The sequence below is a fragment of the Clostridium neonatale genome (assembly GCF_900465025.1).
GTDB classification, from domain to species: Bacteria; Bacillota; Clostridia; order Clostridiales; family Clostridiaceae; genus Clostridium; species Clostridium neonatale.
On the sequence record NZ_UICR01000002.1, the window covers coordinates 984955 to 1007561 of the forward strand.

General features: G+C 30.1%; 33 protein-coding genes. All 33 read right to left on the reverse strand.

All coding sequences use genetic code 11. The features are described 5' to 3' along the window. Window positions 1-41 precede the first annotated feature (41 nt). The gene (locus CNEONATNEC86_RS16040; protein WP_125150215.1) at window positions 42-479 is read right to left on the reverse strand and encodes a hypothetical protein; all 438 of its coding nucleotides are present in this window, start codon (window positions 477-479) and stop codon (window positions 42-44) included. A 1-nt stretch (window position 480) separates the two neighbouring features. After that, window positions 481-714, reverse strand: coding sequence for a hypothetical protein (locus CNEONATNEC86_RS16045; RefSeq protein WP_125149986.1), 234 nt, complete (start codon window positions 712-714; stop codon window positions 481-483). A 102-nt stretch (window positions 715-816) separates the two neighbouring features. Further along, window positions 817-1572, reverse strand: coding sequence for a DNA adenine methylase (locus CNEONATNEC86_RS16050; RefSeq protein ID WP_159136374.1), 756 nt, complete (start codon window positions 1570-1572; stop codon window positions 817-819). A 184-nt stretch (window positions 1573-1756) separates the two neighbouring features. After that, window positions 1757-1921, reverse strand: coding sequence for a hypothetical protein (locus tag CNEONATNEC86_RS16055; protein ID WP_243123038.1), 165 nt, complete (start codon window positions 1919-1921; stop codon window positions 1757-1759). Window position 1922: 1 nt separating this feature from the next. Continuing rightward, a complete protein-coding gene (locus tag CNEONATNEC86_RS16060; protein WP_159136375.1) occupies window positions 1923-2204 on the reverse strand; it encodes a hypothetical protein in 282 nt (93 codons plus the stop codon). 23 nt (window positions 2205-2227) lie between these two features. Next, entirely contained in the window at window positions 2228-3643 is a 1416-nt protein-coding gene (locus CNEONATNEC86_RS16065) for a phage tail protein (RefSeq protein WP_159136376.1), read from the reverse strand. Window positions 3644-3667: 24 nt separating this feature from the next. Beyond that, window positions 3668-4273, reverse strand: a complete 606-nt coding sequence (locus CNEONATNEC86_RS16070; RefSeq protein ID WP_159136377.1) for a putative phage tail protein — start codon at window positions 4271-4273, stop codon at window positions 3668-3670. Next, complete coding sequence (locus tag CNEONATNEC86_RS16075) at window positions 4263-5309, reverse strand: baseplate J/gp47 family protein (RefSeq protein WP_159116690.1); 1047 nt, start codon at window positions 5307-5309, stop codon at window positions 4263-4265. Before CNEONATNEC86_RS16075 ends, CNEONATNEC86_RS16070 begins: the two co-directional genes overlap by 11 nt. After that, the gene (locus tag CNEONATNEC86_RS16080) at window positions 5309-5719 is read right to left on the reverse strand and encodes a DUF2634 domain-containing protein (protein WP_159136378.1); all 411 of its coding nucleotides are present in this window, start codon (window positions 5717-5719) and stop codon (window positions 5309-5311) included. The genes CNEONATNEC86_RS16075 and CNEONATNEC86_RS16080 overlap by 1 nt, the downstream gene beginning before the upstream one ends. After that, window positions 5712-6077 carry a DUF2577 domain-containing protein gene (locus tag CNEONATNEC86_RS16085; protein ID WP_159136379.1) on the reverse strand — a complete coding sequence of 122 codons (366 nt, stop codon included), beginning with the start codon at window positions 6075-6077 and terminating at the stop codon, window positions 5712-5714. The genes CNEONATNEC86_RS16080 and CNEONATNEC86_RS16085 overlap by 8 nt, the downstream gene beginning before the upstream one ends. A 2-nt stretch (window positions 6078-6079) precedes the next feature. Then, window positions 6080-7051: an XkdQ/YqbQ family protein gene (locus CNEONATNEC86_RS16090; protein WP_159136380.1), complete on the reverse strand. Its 972-nt coding sequence runs from the start codon at window positions 7049-7051 to the stop codon at window positions 6080-6082. A 9-nt stretch (window positions 7052-7060) separates the two neighbouring features. Continuing rightward, window positions 7061-7720, reverse strand: coding sequence for a LysM peptidoglycan-binding domain-containing protein (locus CNEONATNEC86_RS16095; RefSeq protein ID WP_159136381.1), 660 nt, complete (start codon window positions 7718-7720; stop codon window positions 7061-7063). After that, on the reverse strand, window positions 7720-9984 hold the full coding sequence (locus CNEONATNEC86_RS16100) for an autotransporter outer membrane beta-barrel domain-containing protein (RefSeq protein ID WP_159136382.1): 2265 nt from the start codon (window positions 9982-9984) through the stop codon (window positions 7720-7722). The genes CNEONATNEC86_RS16095 and CNEONATNEC86_RS16100 overlap by 1 nt, the downstream gene beginning before the upstream one ends. Window positions 9985-10162: 178 nt before the next feature. Next, window positions 10163-10576, reverse strand: a complete 414-nt coding sequence (locus CNEONATNEC86_RS16105) for a phage tail assembly chaperone (protein WP_159136383.1) — start codon at window positions 10574-10576, stop codon at window positions 10163-10165. 22 nt (window positions 10577-10598) lie between these two features. After that, entirely contained in the window at window positions 10599-11078 is a 480-nt protein-coding gene (locus CNEONATNEC86_RS16110; RefSeq protein WP_159136384.1) for a phage tail tube protein, read from the reverse strand. An 18-nt stretch (window positions 11079-11096) separates the two neighbouring features. Next, window positions 11097-12419: a phage tail sheath family protein gene (locus CNEONATNEC86_RS16115; RefSeq protein ID WP_159116697.1), complete on the reverse strand. Its 1323-nt coding sequence runs from the start codon at window positions 12417-12419 to the stop codon at window positions 11097-11099. Continuing rightward, complete coding sequence (locus CNEONATNEC86_RS21340) at window positions 12420-12596, reverse strand: YqzN/YkzM domain-containing protein (RefSeq protein ID WP_200847575.1); 177 nt, start codon at window positions 12594-12596, stop codon at window positions 12420-12422. Then, window positions 12586-13011: a phage tail terminator family protein gene (locus CNEONATNEC86_RS16120; RefSeq protein ID WP_159116698.1), complete on the reverse strand. Its 426-nt coding sequence runs from the start codon at window positions 13009-13011 to the stop codon at window positions 12586-12588. The genes CNEONATNEC86_RS21340 and CNEONATNEC86_RS16120 overlap by 11 nt, the downstream gene beginning before the upstream one ends. Beyond that, a complete protein-coding gene (locus CNEONATNEC86_RS16125; protein ID WP_159136385.1) occupies window positions 13012-13539 on the reverse strand; it encodes an HK97 gp10 family phage protein in 528 nt (175 codons plus the stop codon). Continuing rightward, complete coding sequence (locus CNEONATNEC86_RS16130) at window positions 13539-13928, reverse strand: hypothetical protein (protein ID WP_159136386.1); 390 nt, start codon at window positions 13926-13928, stop codon at window positions 13539-13541. Before CNEONATNEC86_RS16130 ends, CNEONATNEC86_RS16125 begins: the two co-directional genes overlap by 1 nt. Window position 13929: 1 nt before the next feature. Then, the gene (locus tag CNEONATNEC86_RS16135) at window positions 13930-14274 is read right to left on the reverse strand and encodes a phage head-tail connector protein (RefSeq protein ID WP_159136387.1); all 345 of its coding nucleotides are present in this window, start codon (window positions 14272-14274) and stop codon (window positions 13930-13932) included. An 11-nt stretch (window positions 14275-14285) separates the two neighbouring features. After that, complete coding sequence (locus CNEONATNEC86_RS16140) at window positions 14286-14489, reverse strand: hypothetical protein (protein WP_159136388.1); 204 nt, start codon at window positions 14487-14489, stop codon at window positions 14286-14288. A 14-nt stretch (window positions 14490-14503) separates the two neighbouring features. Then, window positions 14504-15451 (reverse strand): major capsid protein, encoded by a 948-nt coding sequence (locus CNEONATNEC86_RS16145; RefSeq protein ID WP_159136389.1) that lies wholly within the window; start codon window positions 15449-15451, stop codon window positions 14504-14506. Between the two features lie 20 nt (window positions 15452-15471). Then, on the reverse strand, window positions 15472-16080 hold the full coding sequence (locus CNEONATNEC86_RS16150) for a phage scaffolding protein (RefSeq protein WP_159136390.1): 609 nt from the start codon (window positions 16078-16080) through the stop codon (window positions 15472-15474). Window positions 16081-16241: 161 nt separating this feature from the next. Further along, the gene (locus CNEONATNEC86_RS16155; RefSeq protein WP_159136391.1) at window positions 16242-16565 is read right to left on the reverse strand and encodes a hypothetical protein; all 324 of its coding nucleotides are present in this window, start codon (window positions 16563-16565) and stop codon (window positions 16242-16244) included. A gap of 38 nt (window positions 16566-16603) precedes the next feature. Further along, complete coding sequence (locus CNEONATNEC86_RS16160; protein ID WP_317051686.1) at window positions 16604-16873, reverse strand: hypothetical protein; 270 nt, start codon at window positions 16871-16873, stop codon at window positions 16604-16606. Beyond that, window positions 16873-17247 carry an Acb2/Tad1 domain-containing protein gene (locus tag CNEONATNEC86_RS16165; RefSeq protein ID WP_159136392.1) on the reverse strand — a complete coding sequence of 125 codons (375 nt, stop codon included), beginning with the start codon at window positions 17245-17247 and terminating at the stop codon, window positions 16873-16875. The genes CNEONATNEC86_RS16160 and CNEONATNEC86_RS16165 overlap by 1 nt, the downstream gene beginning before the upstream one ends. A 66-nt stretch (window positions 17248-17313) precedes the next feature. Then, window positions 17314-17562 (reverse strand): hypothetical protein, encoded by a 249-nt coding sequence (locus CNEONATNEC86_RS16170; protein ID WP_159116703.1) that lies wholly within the window; start codon window positions 17560-17562, stop codon window positions 17314-17316. 1 nt (window position 17563) lies between these two features. Beyond that, entirely contained in the window at window positions 17564-19078 is a 1515-nt protein-coding gene (locus CNEONATNEC86_RS16175) for a minor capsid protein (RefSeq protein WP_159136393.1), read from the reverse strand. Next, complete coding sequence (locus tag CNEONATNEC86_RS16180; protein WP_159136394.1) at window positions 19071-20477, reverse strand: phage portal protein; 1407 nt, start codon at window positions 20475-20477, stop codon at window positions 19071-19073. Before CNEONATNEC86_RS16180 ends, CNEONATNEC86_RS16175 begins: the two co-directional genes overlap by 8 nt. 29 nt (window positions 20478-20506) lie before the next feature. Further along, window positions 20507-20659 (reverse strand): hypothetical protein, encoded by a 153-nt coding sequence (locus CNEONATNEC86_RS16185; protein WP_159136395.1) that lies wholly within the window; start codon window positions 20657-20659, stop codon window positions 20507-20509. A 15-nt stretch (window positions 20660-20674) separates the two neighbouring features. Beyond that, complete coding sequence (gene terL / locus CNEONATNEC86_RS16190) at window positions 20675-22075, reverse strand: phage terminase large subunit (RefSeq protein ID WP_159136594.1); 1401 nt, start codon at window positions 22073-22075, stop codon at window positions 20675-20677. Next, window positions 22068-22535, reverse strand: coding sequence for a transposase (locus CNEONATNEC86_RS16195; RefSeq protein ID WP_159136396.1), 468 nt, complete (start codon window positions 22533-22535; stop codon window positions 22068-22070). Before CNEONATNEC86_RS16195 ends, terL begins: the two co-directional genes overlap by 8 nt. Between the last annotated feature and the right edge of the window lie 72 nt (window positions 22536-22607).

Below are 22607 nucleotides of genomic sequence, written 5' to 3' on the forward strand. Positions count from 1 at the left end.
AAAATAAGCAGCCATTAAGACTGCTCTAAATTACTTTTAAATTAAACTGTTACTTGATTTTTTAATGTTCCTAAAGCCACCTCTATTTGTGCTTCTATATAACCACTTAAATCCTTTATTTCTAAGTTAATTAAATCCTGTGACTCTTTAGATAGCTGATTTAATACATTTTCCTTTACGGATTCAGCTATCTTCTGTAATTCCTCTTTCTTAATATCTCCATCCTCTGTTTTTTCCTTAATCTCTTTTACTAATGTTTGTTCCATTTTTACAACATTCTTAGTTACTAAGTCATTAGCTCTATCTATAGCTGAATTTATTAATAACTTTTGATTTTCATCTTTAACTTTATCTGTTTCTGCTTTGACCTTCTCTGTAAGCTTTTTAGTATAAAGTGTTACATAACCAGCTATTACACTTATAGCTCCACATGCAATAATAACAAATAATTCTGTTAAACTTTCTTTAATCATTTCCATTTTACATACCTTCTCTCTTATTATTTTCTTCAAGATCATCAATTCTGTTATTAGCAACCTTTTGTTTTTCTTCTATAACAGACAAATCTTTTTCAAGTTTATATGTTCTTTCCACTACATTGTTATGTTTATCTAGTTTCTGTTCAATGTAGTTTAATTTAGTTTTAATTATTCCTGCAGATACTCCAAAAGTAACTCCATAAATTATCATCTGAATCCAAAACTCTGTTGTCATATTTCACCTCCATTTCTCCAAGCGCTTGGAAATTTTAGATATATAAAAAAGTAAAGTATAAAGACTTTAAAAGTCTCAATTCATTACTTATCTTGTTTATAGTTAATAATTTGTGATTATTAATTCATTGTATTTTCCTCTTGCCTTCGCTTCTTTTGATACTGAATAATTAACTTGTACTTCTTTTAAGTTAAAATCCTTATACCATTCTCTAACTTTTTCATGAGCATTTATTGTTAATAAAAACTTCCCTTTCAAATTACTTAGCTTGTCTCTTAACAATAGTTGTTCATTTTCTCCGAATGTATTACCATATCCTGTTGTTTCAAAATATGGAGGATCACAAAAGAAAAAGCTATAATCTCTATCATACTTATCAATAATCTTTTCAAAGGACAGATTTTCAACATAAGTATTTCGCAATCTTTTTTTAAGTTCTCCTAATACATTTTTATAAAAAATTTGTTGTGATGGTTTTGTACTTGTTCCATATCCATATGCTCCACCTCGACCAGCAAAACTTTGTGTTATTAAATATAAAAACCTAACAGCTCTATGTATTTCTGTTAGGTATTCAATAGTACAATTCTTATATTCTTCAAAAACATCTCTTCCTGAAAACTCATACTCTAATTGTCTTTCAATTTCTGGGGAATGGTGTTTTATCATTCTAAATAGGTTAATAAGCTCTTTATCTATGTCATTTATCACTTCTACTTTGCTAGGTTCTTTTCCAAAGTACACCCAACCTGCTCCAAAGAATAACTCTATGTAACATGTATGGTCTGGTATCATTTCTATTATTGTCTTTCTTAATTTACTCTTTCCTCCCATACGACAAATAGGTGGTTTTAACATAAATATCACATCCTTTGTTAATCTCAAAAATTTTTAAAGTTCTAGGTTTATTTCTTTGTTTTAATTTTAGGTACTATTAGGCTTTTAAGATGTATCCATTTTAATTCACTCCTTCTTTCTTATCTAATATAAAAATAAGCAAAATAAAAACACCTTACTGGTGCTTAAATCTTGCTTTATAAAATTATGCTGCTATTAATTCGCTAAGTTCTGTATACTGTTCTACTGTTATTTTTCCTCCAGCTAGAAATATATCTAATGTACTAGATATTTCAGTAAATTCTCTTTCATTTTCCTCTTTCTTTAATTCTGCATTAATTCTGTTCTTTAAAATTTTGTATAGATTCATTTTACATTCCTCCATTTTCTATTTTATTTGATTCTATTTCTAAAATTGTATCTTCTACTTTAGAAATAGTACTATCATCTGTATTATTTAAATATTCTTGTATATCTGATACTCTAGTATCTTTTTCTTTTGTTATTACTTGTCCTGTAGATACATCTACAGATACTATCTCTTTATTTTCTTCTATGTCTGTTACTATACAAGAATAATTGTCTTTTATTTCTGTTCCTTGCATTGTAAATGCTAGATTTCCTTGCTCATCATGTAAAATCAATGTTTTCATATTAATATTTCCTTTCTATTCTCTTATTCATATGCACACCATGTAAGACCTGGAATTATACCTCCTTTTCCAGTGTTATATAATAAAAAACCATCATCTTTTAGTGAAATTGTAGCACAAACAGCCGCAGTTCTTACTGAGTATAATCCACCTCCTGCTGTTGAGCCAACTATGAAACTTAATACAGCCCATGAACCTGAATACCCAACAATAGCTGATGGTCTAAATCCAAAACTTGCTGTAACAGTTGCGTTGCTTGCAATTTCTCCGAACGACCCAGTTGCAAATTTCTTTCCGCCTAAACTTTGTACACTTGCGTTCCCATTAATTAAATTACCATTCACCCAAGCATTTCTTCCTGCTATTATTGTACTTGCATCTGCATTTGCTGGTGTTTGACTTGCTAAACTATTAGCTGTAATTCTTCCACCATTGGTATATCCTGCTGGGATATCTTTAGATTCTCCACAATTTAAGTTTGCATTTATTGCACCATTATTAGGTATATTCTGAGTTACTCTTCCATTACCATCATGATATCCTTTGGGTATAACCCACGTTTCATTTAATGCTAATGCTTTATTTGTTCCTGTATTATTTGACATAGCTCCAACTAAACCAGTATCATCATCTGTTGAAAAAATAGCGCCTGCTAGTACCTGCGCTACTGTTGCATCTCCTTCGGCACTAGCTTGCAAGAAAAAACAGTCTGACACACTATTGTACCAAACTGTATAAGCTTTTCCTGCTTTAATATTAGGCGCTGTTGTTGTTCCTGGTTTATAAAGTGGTTTACCATTTATAGTTGTTGCAGAGCCATTATTATTAGCTGTTGCTATAAATGTTTTTGAATATCCATTTTTTAATGTCAACATAGATAATGTTATAGCTGTTGCTGTTCCTCCTGCTTCTTGATATAGCGAATCATCTATATGCTTATTTAATTTATCTTCAATATCATTAACTATATTTTTCAATTCTTCAATTTCACTTTTTTTAGCAAAAATGATTGTTGGATCTATCTTTAGTGTGATATTTTCTGTATTAGAAACTGCTAATATCATTTTAATTAATAATTCTTTTGTACTTCCATCATCTGCAGTTGGCTTATATGTTTCAGCACATTTACTGATTGCAAGCATATTGCCTTCATCATCAAATGCACCGTATTCTCTAATTGTAAATCCTCCTACATTGGCAGGTACCATAACTTCAATAACAATCCAATTTGGATTTTTCTCATCTGTCCCTACATGAGTTATATTTCCTTCCCATTTTGTATTTACTAAATCTGTTTGTTTTTCAGTTGGATTATAATACGAGCCATTACCATCTCCTATTTTTAATTTAGTGAAATTGATCTTAGTTCCCATTACACCACTGTTTGCTATTTTTGCTTTTCCTATTTCAGTTAATATGGTATAAAATTGTGCTGCCATTAAAATATCATCTCCAATCTATGTCTATTTAGGATATGTTGTTATAGTTTCTAAATTTGAATAATTCACAATTGGTACATATATGTCTGCTTTACTCTCAATCTCAGTTTCCTGCCATGGGTATGTTGTTATAGTTTCACCAGTAAAAGATGTTGCTCCTATATAAAAATTAGATTTAGTTGTCGCAATTAATTTATACTTTACGCCTAAATGTGCTGGCTTTACTTCAGTTATTGTGTTATATAAAGATTCTATATCAGTTAAAAAACCATTATAACTTTCTAGCAATAATTCAAACCAATATTCTGATGTATGTTCAACAACTTCTGTATTATCTGCATAAGCATTGCAAATATTTTTTATGGCTTCTATTGTAGTTGTTCCTTGCCCTCTTATTTTTGCAAGCACTCTAGCTTTTCTTTCTTCTAAACTTTTAGATGAATCACTTAATATTCCTATAAATTTTTCCCATAATACTATTCCCCATGTACAAGTATTAACAGAAAATTGATTAAGTAAGTCGTGGATATCTACTTCAGATTTATCAAGTTGAACTTGTTGTGATTTATATATTTCTTCTATGTCCTTAATCTCAATAATTTCTCTTGGGACTAAATTTCTAAGTTGCAACCATAGCCACCACACTTTCTAGTATTGGGATATTATTCTCACCTAAATCTATATTTTCTTTATTTGAATTTACAGTTATTTCAGTATAATCAATAACCCCCTCAACTTCTAAAATACAGTTCACAACTCTGTTGTATCTTATAATAGTGGATTTTAGATTTATTTTATTAAAATAATTTTTAACATTAGCTGATATATTCTCTTTTATTGATTCAATATTATAATTTTTTTCTAAAAGCAAAGTACAACTAATTGTAATATTAGTTTCTTGAATTGGTGCAACTGTTACTGTCGCCCCTATTGGTCTATTTTCTTCTATAACATCCCTAACTTTTTTAACCAATTCATCTGTAGGAGCTCTATTTTCACTATTAGTTATAAGAACTTTTACTGTTCCATTCCCATTCCAAAGCGGCTTTACTAAAGCATTACCTACACCTTCAACACTTAATGCCCAGTTTAAATAATCATATACATTCCCACTAGTTGCAGGTGTCTGAACTTTTATCATTAATCTGTTAAATAAACTTAGATTATTTTCTATATCTGTTCCCTCTGAAATAACTTCTCCTATTGCTGCGCTAGCGAGCTTTTCTATATATTCAACTGGTAATAAATCTCCTATAGGACTATTACCTGTTATCCCTACAGTCTCACACTCCATCTTATATTTACCTTCTTCAATTTTTTCAATTGCTTTATAAAATAGTTTGTCTATTGAAAATCTAGAATTTAAAGGTATATCAATAAGATTACTATCTTCATCTTTAAAAGTTCCGAGTTTAATAGCATAGGTTGCCTTTTTTCTATTAATTCCAAAATCTCTACACTTATTATCTAAATATTCATCTGGAATATTGGGATCAGCAAAAGCATAGTTTAAAAATCTATCCATATCATATCTAAGTTTTGAAATTTGCATTGCTGTAGGAGCTAATGCATTATATACTAAGCTGCTATTTTCTCTTTTATCAATATCATTAGTAACTTGATTCATCATTTCTTTTAAAATATCTTTTTCGTCCTCATAAAACATTAGATCACTTCCTTCTCAATTTCTAAATCTCCATAAATACAAAAAACAGTGAATTTCACCAATACACTGTCTTCATCATAATTAAATATATAATTATCTGTACTCTCTATTCTATCATCTTGAATCAAAGCTTCATTGATTCTTCTTTTAAGTTCACTTTCTAATATATCTCTGTCTATATTAGGTACATTTTCAAATTCACTACCATAATTATCTGAATATATTAAATACTTGTATCTTTCAGTTGATAATATAAAAAATATAGTTTGTTCTAATGCTTCTTTACCATCACAAAACCCTATTACTTTTCCATCTTTGATTTTATACGTCTTAATTGCTTGTATTGTATTTTCTATTGTTTCTATATTACCTACTGTAGCACCTTGCGGCAAAATACTTACATTACTCATTAGAAATCACCTCATCTAATATTTCATTTGCTATCTTATCTAATATTAGATACTTTGAGCCTGCTTTTATTTTTAATAATACAACTCCATCACCATTTTTTAATCCTTCTCTTATAACTAATTTATCTAAACTATTTCCAGTAGAGCCATCTTTAGTTGAATGGATATGTTTTAAATCTACTTCATACCTAGTTAGACTTTCAGGAACTAAAAAGAATTCTTTAGGTAATGTTTTTTTCTGTTCTACTCTAATTGTTAAATTTTTTGAATCTATTACGGTTCCAAATTCAATATTTAATGGATTACTTGCATTGTATGCTCCCATACTAGCTTTTTTAATAGTTTGGATCATCCCCATAATTACACCACCTTTAAATCAAAATCCATAGTATGACCATCTTTAGAAAATTTGTGTGTAGCTTCTTCAATTAAATAGTACTGATTTATATTTCTTTTCTTTATAGATACATAAACGCCAAAACCACCTCTAAGGTTTAAATCTGAAGCAGTACCTGCTCCTAATACATCTTTTAATTTTAGTTTTTTACTTTCTTTGTTTTTAAGTTTAAGATTTCCATTAACCATTTCTTCAATTTGTGCTTTATTTAAATTATCATCAATTTTTTTAAATAATTGAAGCCTTCCCCATTTAGCAATACTATCACTATCCTGTGCAATATATACATCTCTGCCTTTACTATCTTCATTATCTTTTACGAATTTTATTCTATTGTAACTGTCTTCAATACTATTTTCCCAATCATAATCTCCTAGATTGTTATCATCACTAATAACAGTTTCTTGCTTTAAGTTGTTTATATCTCTTAAATTGATATACCCAAAATCATCATACAAAGTAAAAGTTCTGGTATTGGCAGTAACTGTTTTATTCAATGCACTATATATAATATCTAAATATTTTTTATCATCTTCTTGAAACGTTGGAATGACATATCCTGTATCTTCTATATTTCCAATTCTAAGTTCTAAATTATTTAGTATCTCATAAAGAATGTCACTTGCCTTTTTATTTACTCCAACATAAACATCATTATACATAAGATACTTAATCTGATCATAAGCTGTGAATTTTATTTCCGGCCCACTATCTCCACTATTTTTAAATACATAACCATAGAATACTTTATTTCCATTGACCCTAAAACTTATAACATCACCATTAGATATCGTTACTTGAGTATCTTCCAATAAACTCACCTCTAAGCTTGAAGGACTATCTTTCCTCTTTGTTTTCCAAGTAACTTCTTCAGTAAGTTCAGATAGATCATATACATTTCCTTTTTTATCATCAATTAATAATTGTATTTTCATATACTCTCCTTACTGTGGAATCTTTAAAACTTGACCAATAAATATTTTATCCGGATTAGAAATATTATTTAAATTTGCAATCTCAGTACATCTTTTACCATCCCCTAAAAATCTTTTAGCTATATACCAAAGAGTATCTCCACTAACTACTGTATAGTTTGTGATAGATTTCTTGTTGTCTTCCCTTGAACTATTTTGAGATATTGTAGTTACTGTTGCACCATTACCAGACGTTTGCACTATTACTTTTTTAGCTGCATATTGCTTATATCTTTTTAGTTCAATAGAAAAATATATATCTCCAACTTCTCCACCATTTTCATTATATTTAAAATTTTCAATAGAGAATAAATCATTAATCTCTATCGGACCACCAGTAAATATAAATCTAATCTTTTGTAAATTATTTCTCCACTCATTAATTTTCTTAATATAAAAGCTCGGATTAAATAATTGATCCGAGCTTACATATGGTCCATTATTTAAAGGGAAGTAACTTTCAAAAGATATATTGGTTAACTTAGGTAGTGCTATATTATTTACTTCCCCAAGATTTATAATATTATATGTTTTATTATCTCCATCTTCACTTATATCAATTTTTTCTGGCAATCTTGGTATAATAAAACCTTCTTCACCATTATTTATTCCTAAATACATCTTATACATTATGCATACAACCCTTCTGCACTATTCTGTAATTCATCTTCCATATAAGTTTCTATATCAGATATTATTTTATTTATATCAGCTTCTTGTCTTATATCCCCTGTAGTCACTTGTACTGTTGGAGTAAGTGTAACAAAATTAGATATACTTTTTTCACTAGCTAAATCTGTAAGCATTTCTAAATGTTCATTTGAAACGTCTATCTTATCATTAATATTCTTAAGATTCTTTTTATCATCATTTCCAAAAGCTAAATTTCCTGGTCCTTGTGCTTTATTCCATGAATCTAAATCTGCACCTAAACCACCACCATTTAAATTATCTAATGTTGATCCTAAGCTTCCAAACATTCCACCTACTTTACTATCAATACCAGCTCCAAAGTTATAACCAGTATTCCAAGAGTTACCATAATCAAATCTATCAAAGGTATAATTAGAAGCATCTAATTTCTCCATTACTGTAACAGTGCTATCTGCTGTTATGCCATTAACATAATCATCAACTTTCCCTTGGAATCCCGCTACTGCTCCACTTAAATCACTTCCTAGAACTGTGTCTATAAGGCTAGCTGCACTTTGAACTATTCCACATATTGTATCAAATAGTCCTACAAATAGATTAGCTATAGCTGCCACTGGATCATTAAATACTGTTGCAAAGAAATTAGCAAATGTAGCAATTAAATTATATAAAGTAATCCCAGATGTTATTATAAAATTAGCTATTCCAAGCACTGCATTTCCTATAAACGCTGCACCTGTAGCAATTATTCCACATATTATTCCAGTTGCTGACCATGTAGTACCTGCGAAGTGATTTACTGCTGCTACTGCTGCATAAAAAATAGCTATTACAGCAATTATTCCTATAATAATCCATGTAATAGGACATGCAAGCATTGCTGAATTTAAAGCCCATTGAGCAACTGTTAATTCTTTATCGGCTGCAACACTAGCTATTGTTGCTTCCGTTTTCACAGCTATAGCTATTGCTTGAATTGTCTGTAGTCCTGTGCTTATTCCTGTAACTATATTGAGAGCTAAAGTAACTGACTTCATCGTTAAAATTGCACCAATTACCCCAAATAATATTGGACTTATTATGCTCCAATTGTTCTTAACTCCAGTACCTATGCTTGTTATTATATTAAATAACCAAATTCCAGTATTTACTGCATTAGTTAATACTATAGATAGTGTATTAATACCATTTTGTACACTTCCATTTGAAAATGCTTGATTTAAACGAGTTATAACTGGATTTAGTGCTTCTAATGCTCCATTTCCAGCCTGCCCCATTGATGTAACTATATTAGATTTTAAGTTATCAAATTGAGCACTTGCTGATTGATTGTATTTAGCAAGCATATCTTCCGTAAAGCCTTTTTTGTTTAATAAACTATCAAATTGATCTAAGAATGAGCTCATATCTTTACTAGCTTTTAATATTTCTATGTCAGCTTTTCCAAATCCAAATCTTTCTTTAAGAGATGTCCCATCACCACTCAACATTTCTTTAAGGGCAAATCCTGCACCTTGTAACCCCTGTGTTGGATCAACTAATGTTAATCTTTCTGATAAGTTAGCAAGTTTATCAAGTGTATCAGTATTCTTTGTAAATTGCATATAGTTTCTAGCGTTTTGTGCAAAATCTTCAAATGCAAATACTGATTCATTAGCTTTTTTCTGCAAGTTATTAAAATAAGCTGTTCCTACTTCTGTATTACCCATGATACCTTGAATAGTAAACAATTGCTGTTGCATCTTCATAGCTTCACCTATAGTTGATGTAATACCATGTTTAATTACTTGAAAGCTTAAATAAGTTTTTAATAAATTACTTACTTTACTAGTTAATCCACTCATACTACTAGAGCCTTGATTAATAGTATTATTAAATCTTTCTTGTTGTTTGCTTGCCTTATCTAATGGTGGCTCTATATTTTTACCAGCATTAACTGTATTATTTAATGCATTTGCGGTTTTATACCCCATCTGTACTAATTCCTCTGTTGTATATATAGCCTCCATTGCAGACTTATCATAGTTTCCTATCTTATTAGTCCAGTTATCTATTTGATTGCTTAGATTACTTACTGAATTTGCCATATTATCTATAGAACTTGAATTAACATTCACCATATTTGCTGAATTCCCTAAATTATCAAAACTATTTGCTGCCTTTTCTGTAGCACTAACTGTTTTATTAATACCATTAGAAAAGTTATCAAAGAAACTAAGCATCACATTTATTCCATTCATTCTCAACATCCTCTCTTAGCTTTATCAGCATCTTTCTTTTCCTTTAGTGCTTGAAAATCAATTGAAGCATAAACAAATGCTCTTTCTTCTCTGGATAGATTCATTAATTCATGAGGAAATTTCTTAAGTCTATGGAGAGCATAGTGAGCATATACTGCTTCACTATCACCCCCCTTAATTAGTTTTTTGCTTCTTCCATAAGTTCATTCATGCTTTTATCATATCCATTAATTTCGCTTACAGTATTTGACCATTCTGAATATTCGCCATCTGTCATTTTAGCTTTCATAGCATTAAGCAATTCTATTCCACCAACTACTCCCCAAGCAGCTTGAAGTTCAGCATTCTTTAAATCTGGATAAGTAGTAGTTTCAACAATTAAATCTGCCAAATACTTATCTTGATCTGTTTCAACTATCTTTTGTCCTTTTACGAAAGATACTTTTCTATGTTTCTTTCTTATTTCATCACCCTTAGTAGCAGCCAAGGCCTTAAATTTCATTTTCTTTTTTCTACCACCAATAGTTAATTCTCTTTCAACCTCTGCATTATCATCAAAACTCTCCATTAAAAAATCTTCAAAATTATTCATTATATTAATCCTCCCTTGTATTCTACGATATTGTTGATTTATTAAATTTATCTAATAAGTCTACATCTTCAAAAGTAAATGCCATATCTTCTTCTAGTGCTTCACTATCTATATCAAACATAGCCATACTAACTTCGTCAAAATTGCATCTTTTTAATACTACTGTTTGTTTTCCAACGCTAGATGTTTCATCCTCATTGGTAACAGTAATATCGCAATAAACATCTTTACCTGTTTTCATATATTCAATCATCATTTCTCTGAATAATGATGTAACATAATAAACTGTTAGTGTCCCAGTACCTTCCCAGCCTGCTGCTTTATTTTGCTGTGCTCTATTGCCTAAAGTTTTTCCTGTTTTCTTAGTCTTTTTAGCTTTAGAATCTAATTTTTTAGCATAGAATAAATCTTCATTTCTACCATCTATAGTTATGAATCCTCTTGCTTCTGTTCCAGATATGGTGTCACTAAAATTAAAAAACTTTCTTGCTGTTTCACTCATACTTTAATTCCTCCATTCTTATATAAATACAGTCATATACAATTTTTCCATTGCATCTACTGGCTGAACTGCTACATTAGCAACTACTGATTCAATAGATTCACCTTCAAGTACCTCTATATCATCAATTGCTACGCTCTTTATAGCTCCATCAGATTGAAGTGTTTCTAAAATTTTTAATATATCTTTCTTAAATAAGTTTCTTCCATCTTCAGTATTATCTTCATTTCCAATATAAGCTTCTTCCCATCTAGCTTTAATACGATTATTGATTCCATCTAGAGTTCTTATAACTCTATTTTTCTTAAAGCTCTTATCTTTATCATCAGTAAAAGTCTTAAATGTATTTATATCCTGTTCTATTATTATCTTAGGTTGATTGTTTACTATGGTATTAACAAATACTATTTCACCATCATTAATAATTTCCTTAATTTCTTTATCAGTATATCTAGTATCAACATCAACAGCACCTTCATAAGATTTATAAGTATTTGATGTTGAATAGCTTGCACTTGCTGTTAATGCTGCAATATAAGCTGTCGCTTTTACTTTATCTATTTGAATATTATTTTCTATAAATACACCATTTTTAACGCTTATAATTCCTTCATAGTCGGCTTCTTTATAATTAGGTAATACTGCTTGAACTCTCTTTCCTTCATCTTCCCTAAGCCTTTTTATGAACTCTTTAACAACTAACTTAGTGCTACTATCATCAAAAGGTATTGCTACAGCATGGAAATTATATAATTCTAATTGCTTTAAGAAATCTGTATAGTCTTTTGCTGTAGCTGTTCCATCAGTACCACCTTCAAGATTAAATCCTGCTGTTAGTGTTGGTGCTCCTGTTCCTGAGAATTTAACAAATTCATTAGCTGCTAATTCATTAATAGTTTTAACTGTTTGAGTTTCAAATTTTGTATCACCTAAGTAAGTAATAACATCAAATGAACTAGGCTCGTCAACATTAGTTTGTATAACTACTTTAATACTATTTCCTTTAGTCCCACCCCAATTAGCGCTTACTGTTAAACTTTCTACTGTTTTAGTTGCCTTAGTACCTTCATTTAGCCTATACAATAGAACTTTTTGAGCTTTCTTTAAAGCTTCTTTAAGCATTAATACAGATTCATCTGCTTTTTCTAATCCTAGAGAAGCAAATAAGTCTGTATCATTATCAATCTCTATAATTTTCTTTTCAGGACCAAATGGTAATACTAATGGTAATCCTACAGTTCCTCTATCATTAACTAAATTAGTTTCTTTATTTTTGCTTTTAAAGTTAATATAAGCACCAGCTCTTACCTTATCTTGTTTACTCCAAGTACCTCCACTCATCTATTTCACTTCCTTTTTATAAAATGTTTCAATTACTGCCTTAGCTTCTTTTATGGAATACTGTTCAGTATCAAATAGCAAAGCATTAAGAATGTCCTTTTCATTCACATTGAAATGTTTCGAATTTACTAATTGATCTTTAGTAAACTTAGGCTCAATCTTATCTTTATTTCCCATTTACATTCACCTCTAATTCTTTCATCTTATTGTGTTCAATTACTTTCAAGATGTTATAGTTAAATTTCAGCATGAAGTGTAATACCCCATCTACAACTTTATGATTCATTTTTAGTGATCTATATTTATGCCCTTCAATTTCTACATACTCTAAGACCCTATACAAATTAACAGCTACATCTAAGCAGTCTTTATTTAAATCTTCTTCTTTATCGCTAAAGTAGTGTACATCAAAAAGTAATGATTGCTTATATCTATTATTTAATTGTTTATCTTGGTTGGAAGATATTAATTTAACAAAAAAACAAGGTACCTCAAAACCTTGTTCTATACTTTCACTGTATATTTCTATATTAGGATAGTCATTATCTAAAGCCTGCTGAATTGCTATTCTTATATCGTTAATAGATATCACCTACTTTCCAAACATCTGCTTTAATATATCTTCTTGTAGCTTTTTAACATAGATAGGTAATTCCTTTTCAATTTCTTCCATTGCAATTTCTACAAAGAATTTACCTTCAACCCATCCTAAGGTTCTTTTATTTTTATCAACTATTCTATGACCATTATTGACCCATCCTGCATATTCAGTATTATTTGCGAGTTCGATTACCCACTTATTGTTGACTTTTTTAACACTGACAATTCTCCAATTACGTCTTAAATTTCCGCCAACCTTGTTTTGAGCTGTTTCAAAATCCACATTAACATATTCACCTAAATTAAATCCATTACCTTTAGCTTTAACTTTAAAGGCTTTAAAATGAACACTATTAGAATAAACACCTACTGGAGTTTTCTCCTCCATCTTATCTAAAGCTCTATTAGCTATAAAATAAATAAAATCTTCTATCCTTTTATCAATATCTTTTTGTCCTAATTTTAACCCATTAAGAAATTTGCTAAATTCAGAATAATCAAATTCAATAAGCTTTGCCATTATGCTTTTTTATCCTTATTTTCTAAGACAACTTCTTGATGTGATGAATATATTGGAAGTGGTTCTCCTGCTATGTATTTAGTAATTGCACCAAATACATTTGTTTCTATTTCATCACCTTGATGTATTTCAATTTCAGGACTTATAAAAAGTTTAATCTCATAATCTTTATTATTAGTTGTGTCAGTTTGATTATTCTTTCCTAAACTACTCTTAGATACTTTACAAGGCTGATTTTCATATTTAGGTGATGGATTTAATCCAACCTTAGTTTCTTTAGTAATTGGATCTTTATATTTCCCATAACCTCTTATAGTGCAAGTATGTTCATAAAACATTTCTATAGCTTTTTTATGTGCTTTTCTTGCTTGTAAAATAGCTTTGTTCATATTACCACACCAACTTTCTATATCTATTCAGCTTAGATTTATATTCATTTAAAATACTATCCTTATAATCACTTTCTACACTTTCTCTAAAGCTAGTAGATGTATCTCCTTCGCTTATAGATGAAATAGAACCTATAGCAGTTTCTTCACTGCCTAGGTTCTCGTTTCTATACAATTTAACAGCCATTTTATAAGCGGTAGTTAGTAATCCTTTAGATATTTCTTCAATATGGCAATATTCTAATATTATATTAGTCACATCATCTATAATAAATTCAAGTATAGTATCTTTTAATGTATCATCTAATTCAATTCCTAAAAGAGCTTTAAGTTTATCTAACTCCATAAAATCACATCCTATTTATCTTGCACCATTTTTATTTTTTCTAATATACCAGATTGACTTGTAGCCTTCCCAATATCAATATTTCTTTTTTGTGCATATTCTTTAAGTTCATCAACTTTCATATCTGATAAGTCTTTTTCTGTCACTGAATTATTCTCTATTTTCTTTTTAAATGCTGCTTCTCTCCTCATTCTTTGAAATGCTGTAGCACTCATATAATCACCCTTTCCTATAGTTTATGAACAAACTTAACCATACGAATAGCTTTATCCTCATAAACTCTTGACCAATTAGTACCTGTTGCTAGTTCTGCATTTGTAGGTGATGAACCTGCTGCTGAACCAATCCATTTTACTCCTCTTGGATGTAAAATATAGTGTTTTCTATTTATTAAAATATCATCTCCAGCTAAGCTATCTCTATCTGTTTCAGTTGGAACTGGTGCTCCACCATTACCAAGACCAATTGCCCCTTCTCCAAATAAATATGTTGTATAATTACCAGTAGATACTGGGCAAGAATCATCAATTATTACTCTCTTCTCCATGAATAATGAAATTGGTTTATTATTAGAGTCAAGTTCTGTTTGAATTAAGTTATTCTTACGAAGTTGTGTTTCTGTAGCTGAATGCATTATAACACCAGTCAGTTTGTCTTTTGCATCTCCCATAAGTTGCAATGCATCAAGGAATGTTTCACCATTTATCTTAGCTTTATCATCTCCTAAGCTAGAAATATCTAGAACTTTATTTGTCATATTACTAGCAGCAAATGCTCCATCTAATAATTTTATAGCTGTAGCCTGCATACGTCTTGCCCAATATTCTGCAACTAAGTCACCAATTGCAGCCATAGGATCATCTCCAGATAATGCTTTTGCTAAATCATTTGCACTCCAAGCTTTACCTCTCATTAATAGAACAGCTATATCTTGACCAGCTGTAATTTTTGCTGGTGTTAATGCTCCATCATCTGAAAGTACTTCATCATCACCATTTAAATCTTCCCAATATGGCATATTAATTGTTGTTCCACCACTTGATGCTAGTCTATCTAATTCTGGATTATTTGATATAATCCCACTATTATATAATGCTGATAATTCCATTGTTCTTTGTACTACATAAGGATTAAATACCTCTGGTACAATTACATCACTAATCTTTGTTTTTGCCATTTTACATCACCTTTTCTTTCCTATAATTTAAATCCTGCTGCTGCCATTAATTCTTTAGCTAGTGCAGGATTCTCTTTTAATAATTTTCCTTGTTGTGTAAGATTGTAAGTTTCTTTTGCAAATGGATTAGCCCCTATTGGATCTCCTCCAGCTGCTGGATTATATTTTGGTTTTACTGTATCATTCTTAAAAACATGTGGAATTGATTCTTTATAGTGTTTAATAATATCTTCAACTCCTATTGGTTTGTTATCACCATCAAAATTAAATTTGTCAATACCACCATGCTTATAGATAAGATAATCTGCATCTGTTACACCTAAATCCTTAAGTTTATCTTTTAATGCATATTCTTTTTCAGTCTTAGTAGCATTATCTTTAAGAGTTTTAATGGTAGTTTCATGTTCCTTAATTGTTTGTTGTAATGCATCATTATCAACATTATTTTTCTTTAAATCTGTAATTGTTGAATTTGCAGTTTTAAGCTGTTCACTTACATCATTGTAAGTACTCTTAGGTACTGCATTCTTAGGAAATTCAGTATTAACTTGTTTCATTAAATCATCAATATCTATACTTCCATCTTCATTCTTTTTAGCACCTTCAATTAATTTTCTTAGCCATTCCATTTTACATTTCTCCTTTACTTCTAATAGATTTTTATACCTGCTCTCCAGGTACTGTAGAATTACCTTTGTTCTTTATGCCCTGCAAACCTGTAAAAAGGGCGAAAATAATAAGCCTTTTTACGCCTTGCTAATGGCAAAATAAAAAGCCTTATCACTAAGACTTAAATTTCAAATGTTTCTTTTAAACTTTCCTCTATCTTTTTCGCAAGTTCATCAATAACCCCATCTATGATATTTACTTCACTTTTTACTTTTATAGGTTTAACTGATTTAGTTGCCCTTTTAACTTCTTTCGTCACATCCATTATAAGTGAAACCTTTTTAGGATTTATCATTATTCTTCTATTATTAGTATCTGATATATCATTAATAAAACATCTATTTGAATAACTTGCATTTAAAATAAAATCCTGTAATGTTTCTGCTGTCTCTTTACAACCAAATACTATTTCTTTTCCATCACATATAATACAAATATAGTTCATCTTTCAATTCCTCCTAAAATAAGCCTTATTTCTAAGACTTATTCAACTAATTCATATGTTTTCTCAAATACATCTGGCTTACAAGCATAAAGCTCTCCTTTTACGCCCTTAATTATAAAATCGCCTATACTTGCCTTCATATCCCCTTCAAGAGTTTTAAGCTTAAGAATCGGACCATCAAAATATAATATTCCTTTCTTGTGAGCTTCAATTCCCCATTCAGGAATATAATAAGTACCTTCACTATTTTGAAAATCTCCATCATACTGAAATGCTTCAATTTCTACTGGCTTTTTTCTATACTTCATTATTTCTCATTCCTTCCTAATACATTTCTTTCAATTCTATCCTCAACTCTTCTATTAAGCCACATTAAAGCTTCTTCCACATGTTCAAGAGCCTTAGCATTGTACTCACTAGCAAATGGTCCATCTTGAAATGATTTTAATCTATCCCTTACTATTTCAAGTAAATCTTCGTTACCTACTCCATGTTGTGAATTTTTCTCTTTTATAGGTCCTTTTTGAAACTTAATAATAACAACATCATTAGCAATATCTTTTTCTTTTCCATCATTTATAACAATGTGATATTCATGATGTGCACCTCCTGGACCTATTTCATCTGCTACAAAAACTTGATTTAATTTTTCTCTCTTTTGGATTGTACTTAATTCTTTCATCTTTCAATTCCTCCTTAAATTTTTGCATAATAAAAGCACCTACTCTTTTTTCTAAGTAAGTGCTAATTACATTGAATATAATCCAATATCTTTCCATATATCTTTTAATAATTGACCATCTATTTTATGAGTGTTAACCATCTCTAAACCATTTCTATAATATACTGCATCTCCATTAGGACATTCACAGATAAAGTATTCATCATCTCCAGGAGATATATTATATCTAGTTCTGTAAAGATAAAATTCTATATCTAAGCCCATGTCAATTGAATCTATCAATTCTTGTAAGCTATTAAATTTTCCTAAATCCATACTAATCTCCTTTCAAAATCTCTTTATTAGCAATCATTTGAGCTTTAGTTAACGGTAAATCTTTAGGCCTTTTTATATCATCATGATTAGATTCATCTTTTAACCAATTGTGTTGGTGTGGAACTGTTTTATGTTGTGCAGCATTTCCATGATTAGTTAAATCAATATCTAATCGTGGCTTTCCAGTATTACCATAATATCTTCTAGACTCTAATTTTCCATTTTTATAATTATCAAAAACACTATTAGGTTCAGCATTAAAAGGTACTTTATGCTCGCTACCACTTACAATATTCGCTTGTGATTTAATCTGCCAATTAACATCTTTATATAATGTTCTTAAACCTTCATAATCTTTATTATTATTATACTTCAAATCTTGGAACTTATCAAAAGTTTTAGGAGCTTCATCTCCTAATATTTCTTTATATTTTTCATATTGGCTCTTATCACTAGATTTATTCTTAATCTTAAGTTCTGCTAATTCTTCTCTATGATTTCCTTTAACATACTTGTTATACCAGTCTTCATAACTCATATTCCTATCAACATAATAAGTTTTACCTTCACTATCTCTTGCAAGTCTTTCGCCAAACATCATGTCTTCAAAATATGCTACTGTTGTAGTTCTGCAATTAGGATGAAATGGAGGTGCTGTAACTCCTATTTCTTTATCTGATAGATTAAATATCTTAAGATCTAAACTCCTGCATAATTTACTTGTATGCAAATCCAATGTGGCAATAATTTGATACTGTTCAACTCCTGTAGCTTTATATCCATCAAAAGTAGCTTTCTGTGCTATATATGCACTTTCTGTATTAATAAGAGTTCTTGTCTTATTGAAGTCTGTTCCAAGTCTTCTTGCTACTGTTTTAGTGGTCTTATCAATGCTATCTCCACGAATAAAAGCTTGTGCAAGATTAGTCTGCAATTCTGTTAACAAAGATATTTTATCTTTCCATAACCTATCACTATAATTACTATCTAACCATTTTTCATTAATAACTTTATCTAAAGCAGTACTATCTGGCCTAGCAAAATCAACTCCTATGCCAGTGCCACTTTGAATATTATAAATATTTCTATAGTAAGTATCCTCATACGTATCTTTTAAAAGCTCTGTTCCTTCTTCTTGCTGATCTGTATATAATTGCTCTATTGCATTTCTTATTCTAATCTGTAAAGCTTCTAATCTGCTTATTCTAGTTTTTAAAGACACATTTACTAATTCTTTTTCCCAATCTGGATTAGCTTGTTTTGACATTCTTCTAAACTCTTCTAAATCCATTTTAAATTCTTCTAATTGGTCTGAATTTAGTAACTTTTTAGCTTCAAGTAATGAAATATCATTATTTTGTGCAAACCTTGCGTAAAAATTTTCTATATCCCTTTGTATACTTTTTAATGCATCCTTATACTCTAGCTGCATCTTTAGTTTATAATCCTCAACTTTTTTAAATTCTAAATCAGCAATTTCTTCAGCTCTCTTCTTCCAATACTCTTGACTATCCATTTAACTCACCATCTTTTGAGTTATCACCTAAATTATCTTTGTTGAAGTTTGGTGGATACACACTCTCTTTTTCTTCATCTTCTTTCTTCTTTTGCTCTGCTTCTTTGTCTGCATCCTCAACAAATGGATGATTCTTATATAAAGTCATATTACTTAAAAGACCAACACTTGAAGTACATATATCAGCTAATTCTGAATCATTCGTTATTGCTGTTCTGGTCCATGTTTGAATAATTGATTTACATTCAACATTTAGATATTTACATATCGCTCTAATAAACTCACCAAAACCTAATTTAAATTCTGTTTCTGTAAGTCCAGCTTTAAGCTCTAGTAAAGAATATAGGAACTTCAACGCAACACCTGAAGCATTTCCAAAGTCTTGTTGTTGTGGATCTACTCCTTGACCTTGTTCAAATATTGCTTTCCTTGTCATAGTCAAAAGTTTTTCTCTAGCTTCTATTGGAATATCTATTGTTAATGTCTGCAATCCACTTCTATCTCCAGCCCCACTATCATTCACCTTAACAGTCTTATATTTTTTAAGCTGAGACAAGAACTCTTTTGAGTCTTCTCCTTCATAATTAGTAAGTATGAATATTATTTCCTGGATATCCTCAAGATCATTAACAAAACCACTAAAGACTTTATCATACACGTCTATTAGTGGTTTTACATTATCTAAATCACTTGTCATTAAATTGTTATTTCCAAATGGTATAAATGGAACTCTTTCAAATCCATGGTTAAATTCATTACTTTGTTGATTTGCATTAGAATCTGCTATAAAATTACTAAACATTGTATAGATTTCTAATCCTTCCTCTATAGTAAGATCAGATTTCTTTCTAAATGCTTGACATTTAGTATCATTCCAGTATTCATAAATATCATAAGTTATACCTTTATCATCTGTATCATTGTAAACTCTTAATATTCCTAAAAGCTTTTTATTTAAACTACTAGACCATATAGGGATTATTTGCTTACTATCTACTACACCATATTCTAATTGTTTATCATCATTTAACCAATAATGTAACCATGCTATACCACTATTAGCAGCATTAATACATAAATCCTTACAAGCTTTAGCGTAGTTATCTCCTAATATGTCTGTAATTCTTTTATTAGACTCTTTATTTCCAACATCAAAAAGTGGTGGAGCCGTAAACATATATGATGCTTTTTGATTAACCAACAATCCATGAAAATTACTTGATATCCTATTATCTGCATTTCTTAATGGATTATCTGAATCATCATTTTTCTTTCTGTCATATATTAGAATATCATTCTTATTTCTGTAATAACTTTCTGCTTTAAGCGCCTTCCATACTATGTTAGTATGACATATTGTATGTTTCTTAATTAATTCTTTTATTACTTCTATTTCCAATTAATTCACCACCTCTTAAGTTATTAAATTTACTCACTAATAGATTTTCTTAATGCATCCAATGCTTTTAGTTTAGTTTCTTCATCTATAGCATCACAAAATATTCTTAAAATTTCTGTTATTATAAATCCTTCTGGACAATTATTATAACGTTCAATCATTTTCTCTAATGTTTCTTTCAAGTTAATTCACCACCTTTATTTAAGTACTGACATACCACTAGGTTTATTTATCATTTCTGCTATTCCAGTTGTAGCGTCTGGAGCATCATCATGTTTGTTCTTTCCTTCACGCTGATATTTAATCATGGCATTATAATATTCTGGCCATCTATCTTTCCAATTTGAAGGGAAATATATATGTTCCATTACCCAAGTTGAATTACTAAGTATCCTAGCTTCTTTATTCTTAGATTGATGAAATGGCTTAATAACTGTTTTATTGCTGCCAAACTTCTCTTTTAATATTCTTTTTACATTTCTTGCAAAACCTTCTCCACCATTGTTACTCTCAATATCTGCTTTGTTGACATTACCTTGATATAACATCTTAGCAGTCTCATTTTCAGTAACTGACATATCCTTTTGTGTATAAAGCACATCTAATATATAAGCTTCTTTATCATAAACACCATAGTTGATACTGCATAAGTAGTCTTCTCCCTTGTCTGCCGTATCTGTATAGTTCTTAATAGCTGTAAATAATAAATTACCATTACTATCTTTAGGTAATGATGTATAAGTCTTAAATGAGCTATATAAACGACCTTTTAAGTCTATAGGCTCTTGTTGATAATTGGCACTTGCTATATCTGCACCCATAGTCTTAATTTTATTTTCATATGACTTTCTACTTAATACTTCATCACAAAGCATTGTTCCATCATCTTGAAGAGCTTTCATAGATATATGCTTAATCTTTCTGTCTGCCATTTCTTCAAGTACTTTACCAGCTAAATCATCACTTGCCCATCTGGTCATTATGATTATTATTTTTCCACCTTCTTCGAGTCTTGAAAGCATGGTATTAGTAAACCACTCCCAATGCTTTTCTTTAACACCTTCGTTATTGGCTTCTTCTGCATTCTTGATTAAATCATCAATAATCATTAATGAACATCCAAATCCTGTTGCTGTTCCTGTTGGTGAAGTTGCTAAGTAATTATTATATCCGCCTTCTAAGCTCCATAAGTTCATAGCACCATCACCACGCTTTATGGCTACATTAGGAAATACATCACTGAATACTGGTTTATACTTATCTGCTTTTTCTTCCTGGATGCTATTTCTAACATTCTTAGAGAACATAGTTGAAAGAGTTTCATTATATGATCCAGTCATTATCTTTTCAGTTTGATTTTTACCAAGTACCCATTCAACAAATAATCCTGCTGTTCTTGATTTTCCATGTCTAGGAGGTTCATTTACTACAAGTATTTCATCTTCACCCTCATAGAACTCTTGAAGGTCATTGCATAGCTCTACTAGATATTTTCTATCTTTTTTATAAAAGTCAGGTGCTTTTAAATTGCAATAAAAAAAGAACTCACGTCTTGCAAGTTCACATTTAGCACCCAACTTAATTAGCTTTTTATCCATCATCAGCACCTGCTATCTTTAACAACTCTTCTTTTGTCAATCCTTCATATGGATTATTTATATTTCCACTATGTTCAACTTCTTTTCTATCTCTCCAGTCTTCTGGCTTTCTATTCTTTAACCAGAATATCTGTGCTGTAGTATCTGGTTGAACTTCTTTAGTAACTACCTTGGTAACTTCTAATTCTCCAGTATCCTCATTAAGCTCTTTTGTCACTTCATCATACTTATAGCCTAATGCTCTTTTTAATAAAGCATTTTCAACTTGTATGTCAACCACTTCTTTGCTCTTTTTAAGGAGTTCAGAAAGTTCGTTATGCTCAGATAAATATTTATAGAATGTTGTTTTACCTATTCCTAAATTCTTTGCTATCTGTTCATCGGTGAGCCCATTTCTAGCCCATGCTTCAATTAATATTAATTTATCTTTTACATGTGTTTCATATTTTGACTTTGCCATAGACTCACTTCCTTTCTGTTTTATTGCATAATAAAAGACACCCAACTGAGTGTCTCTTGATAAATTTCTATG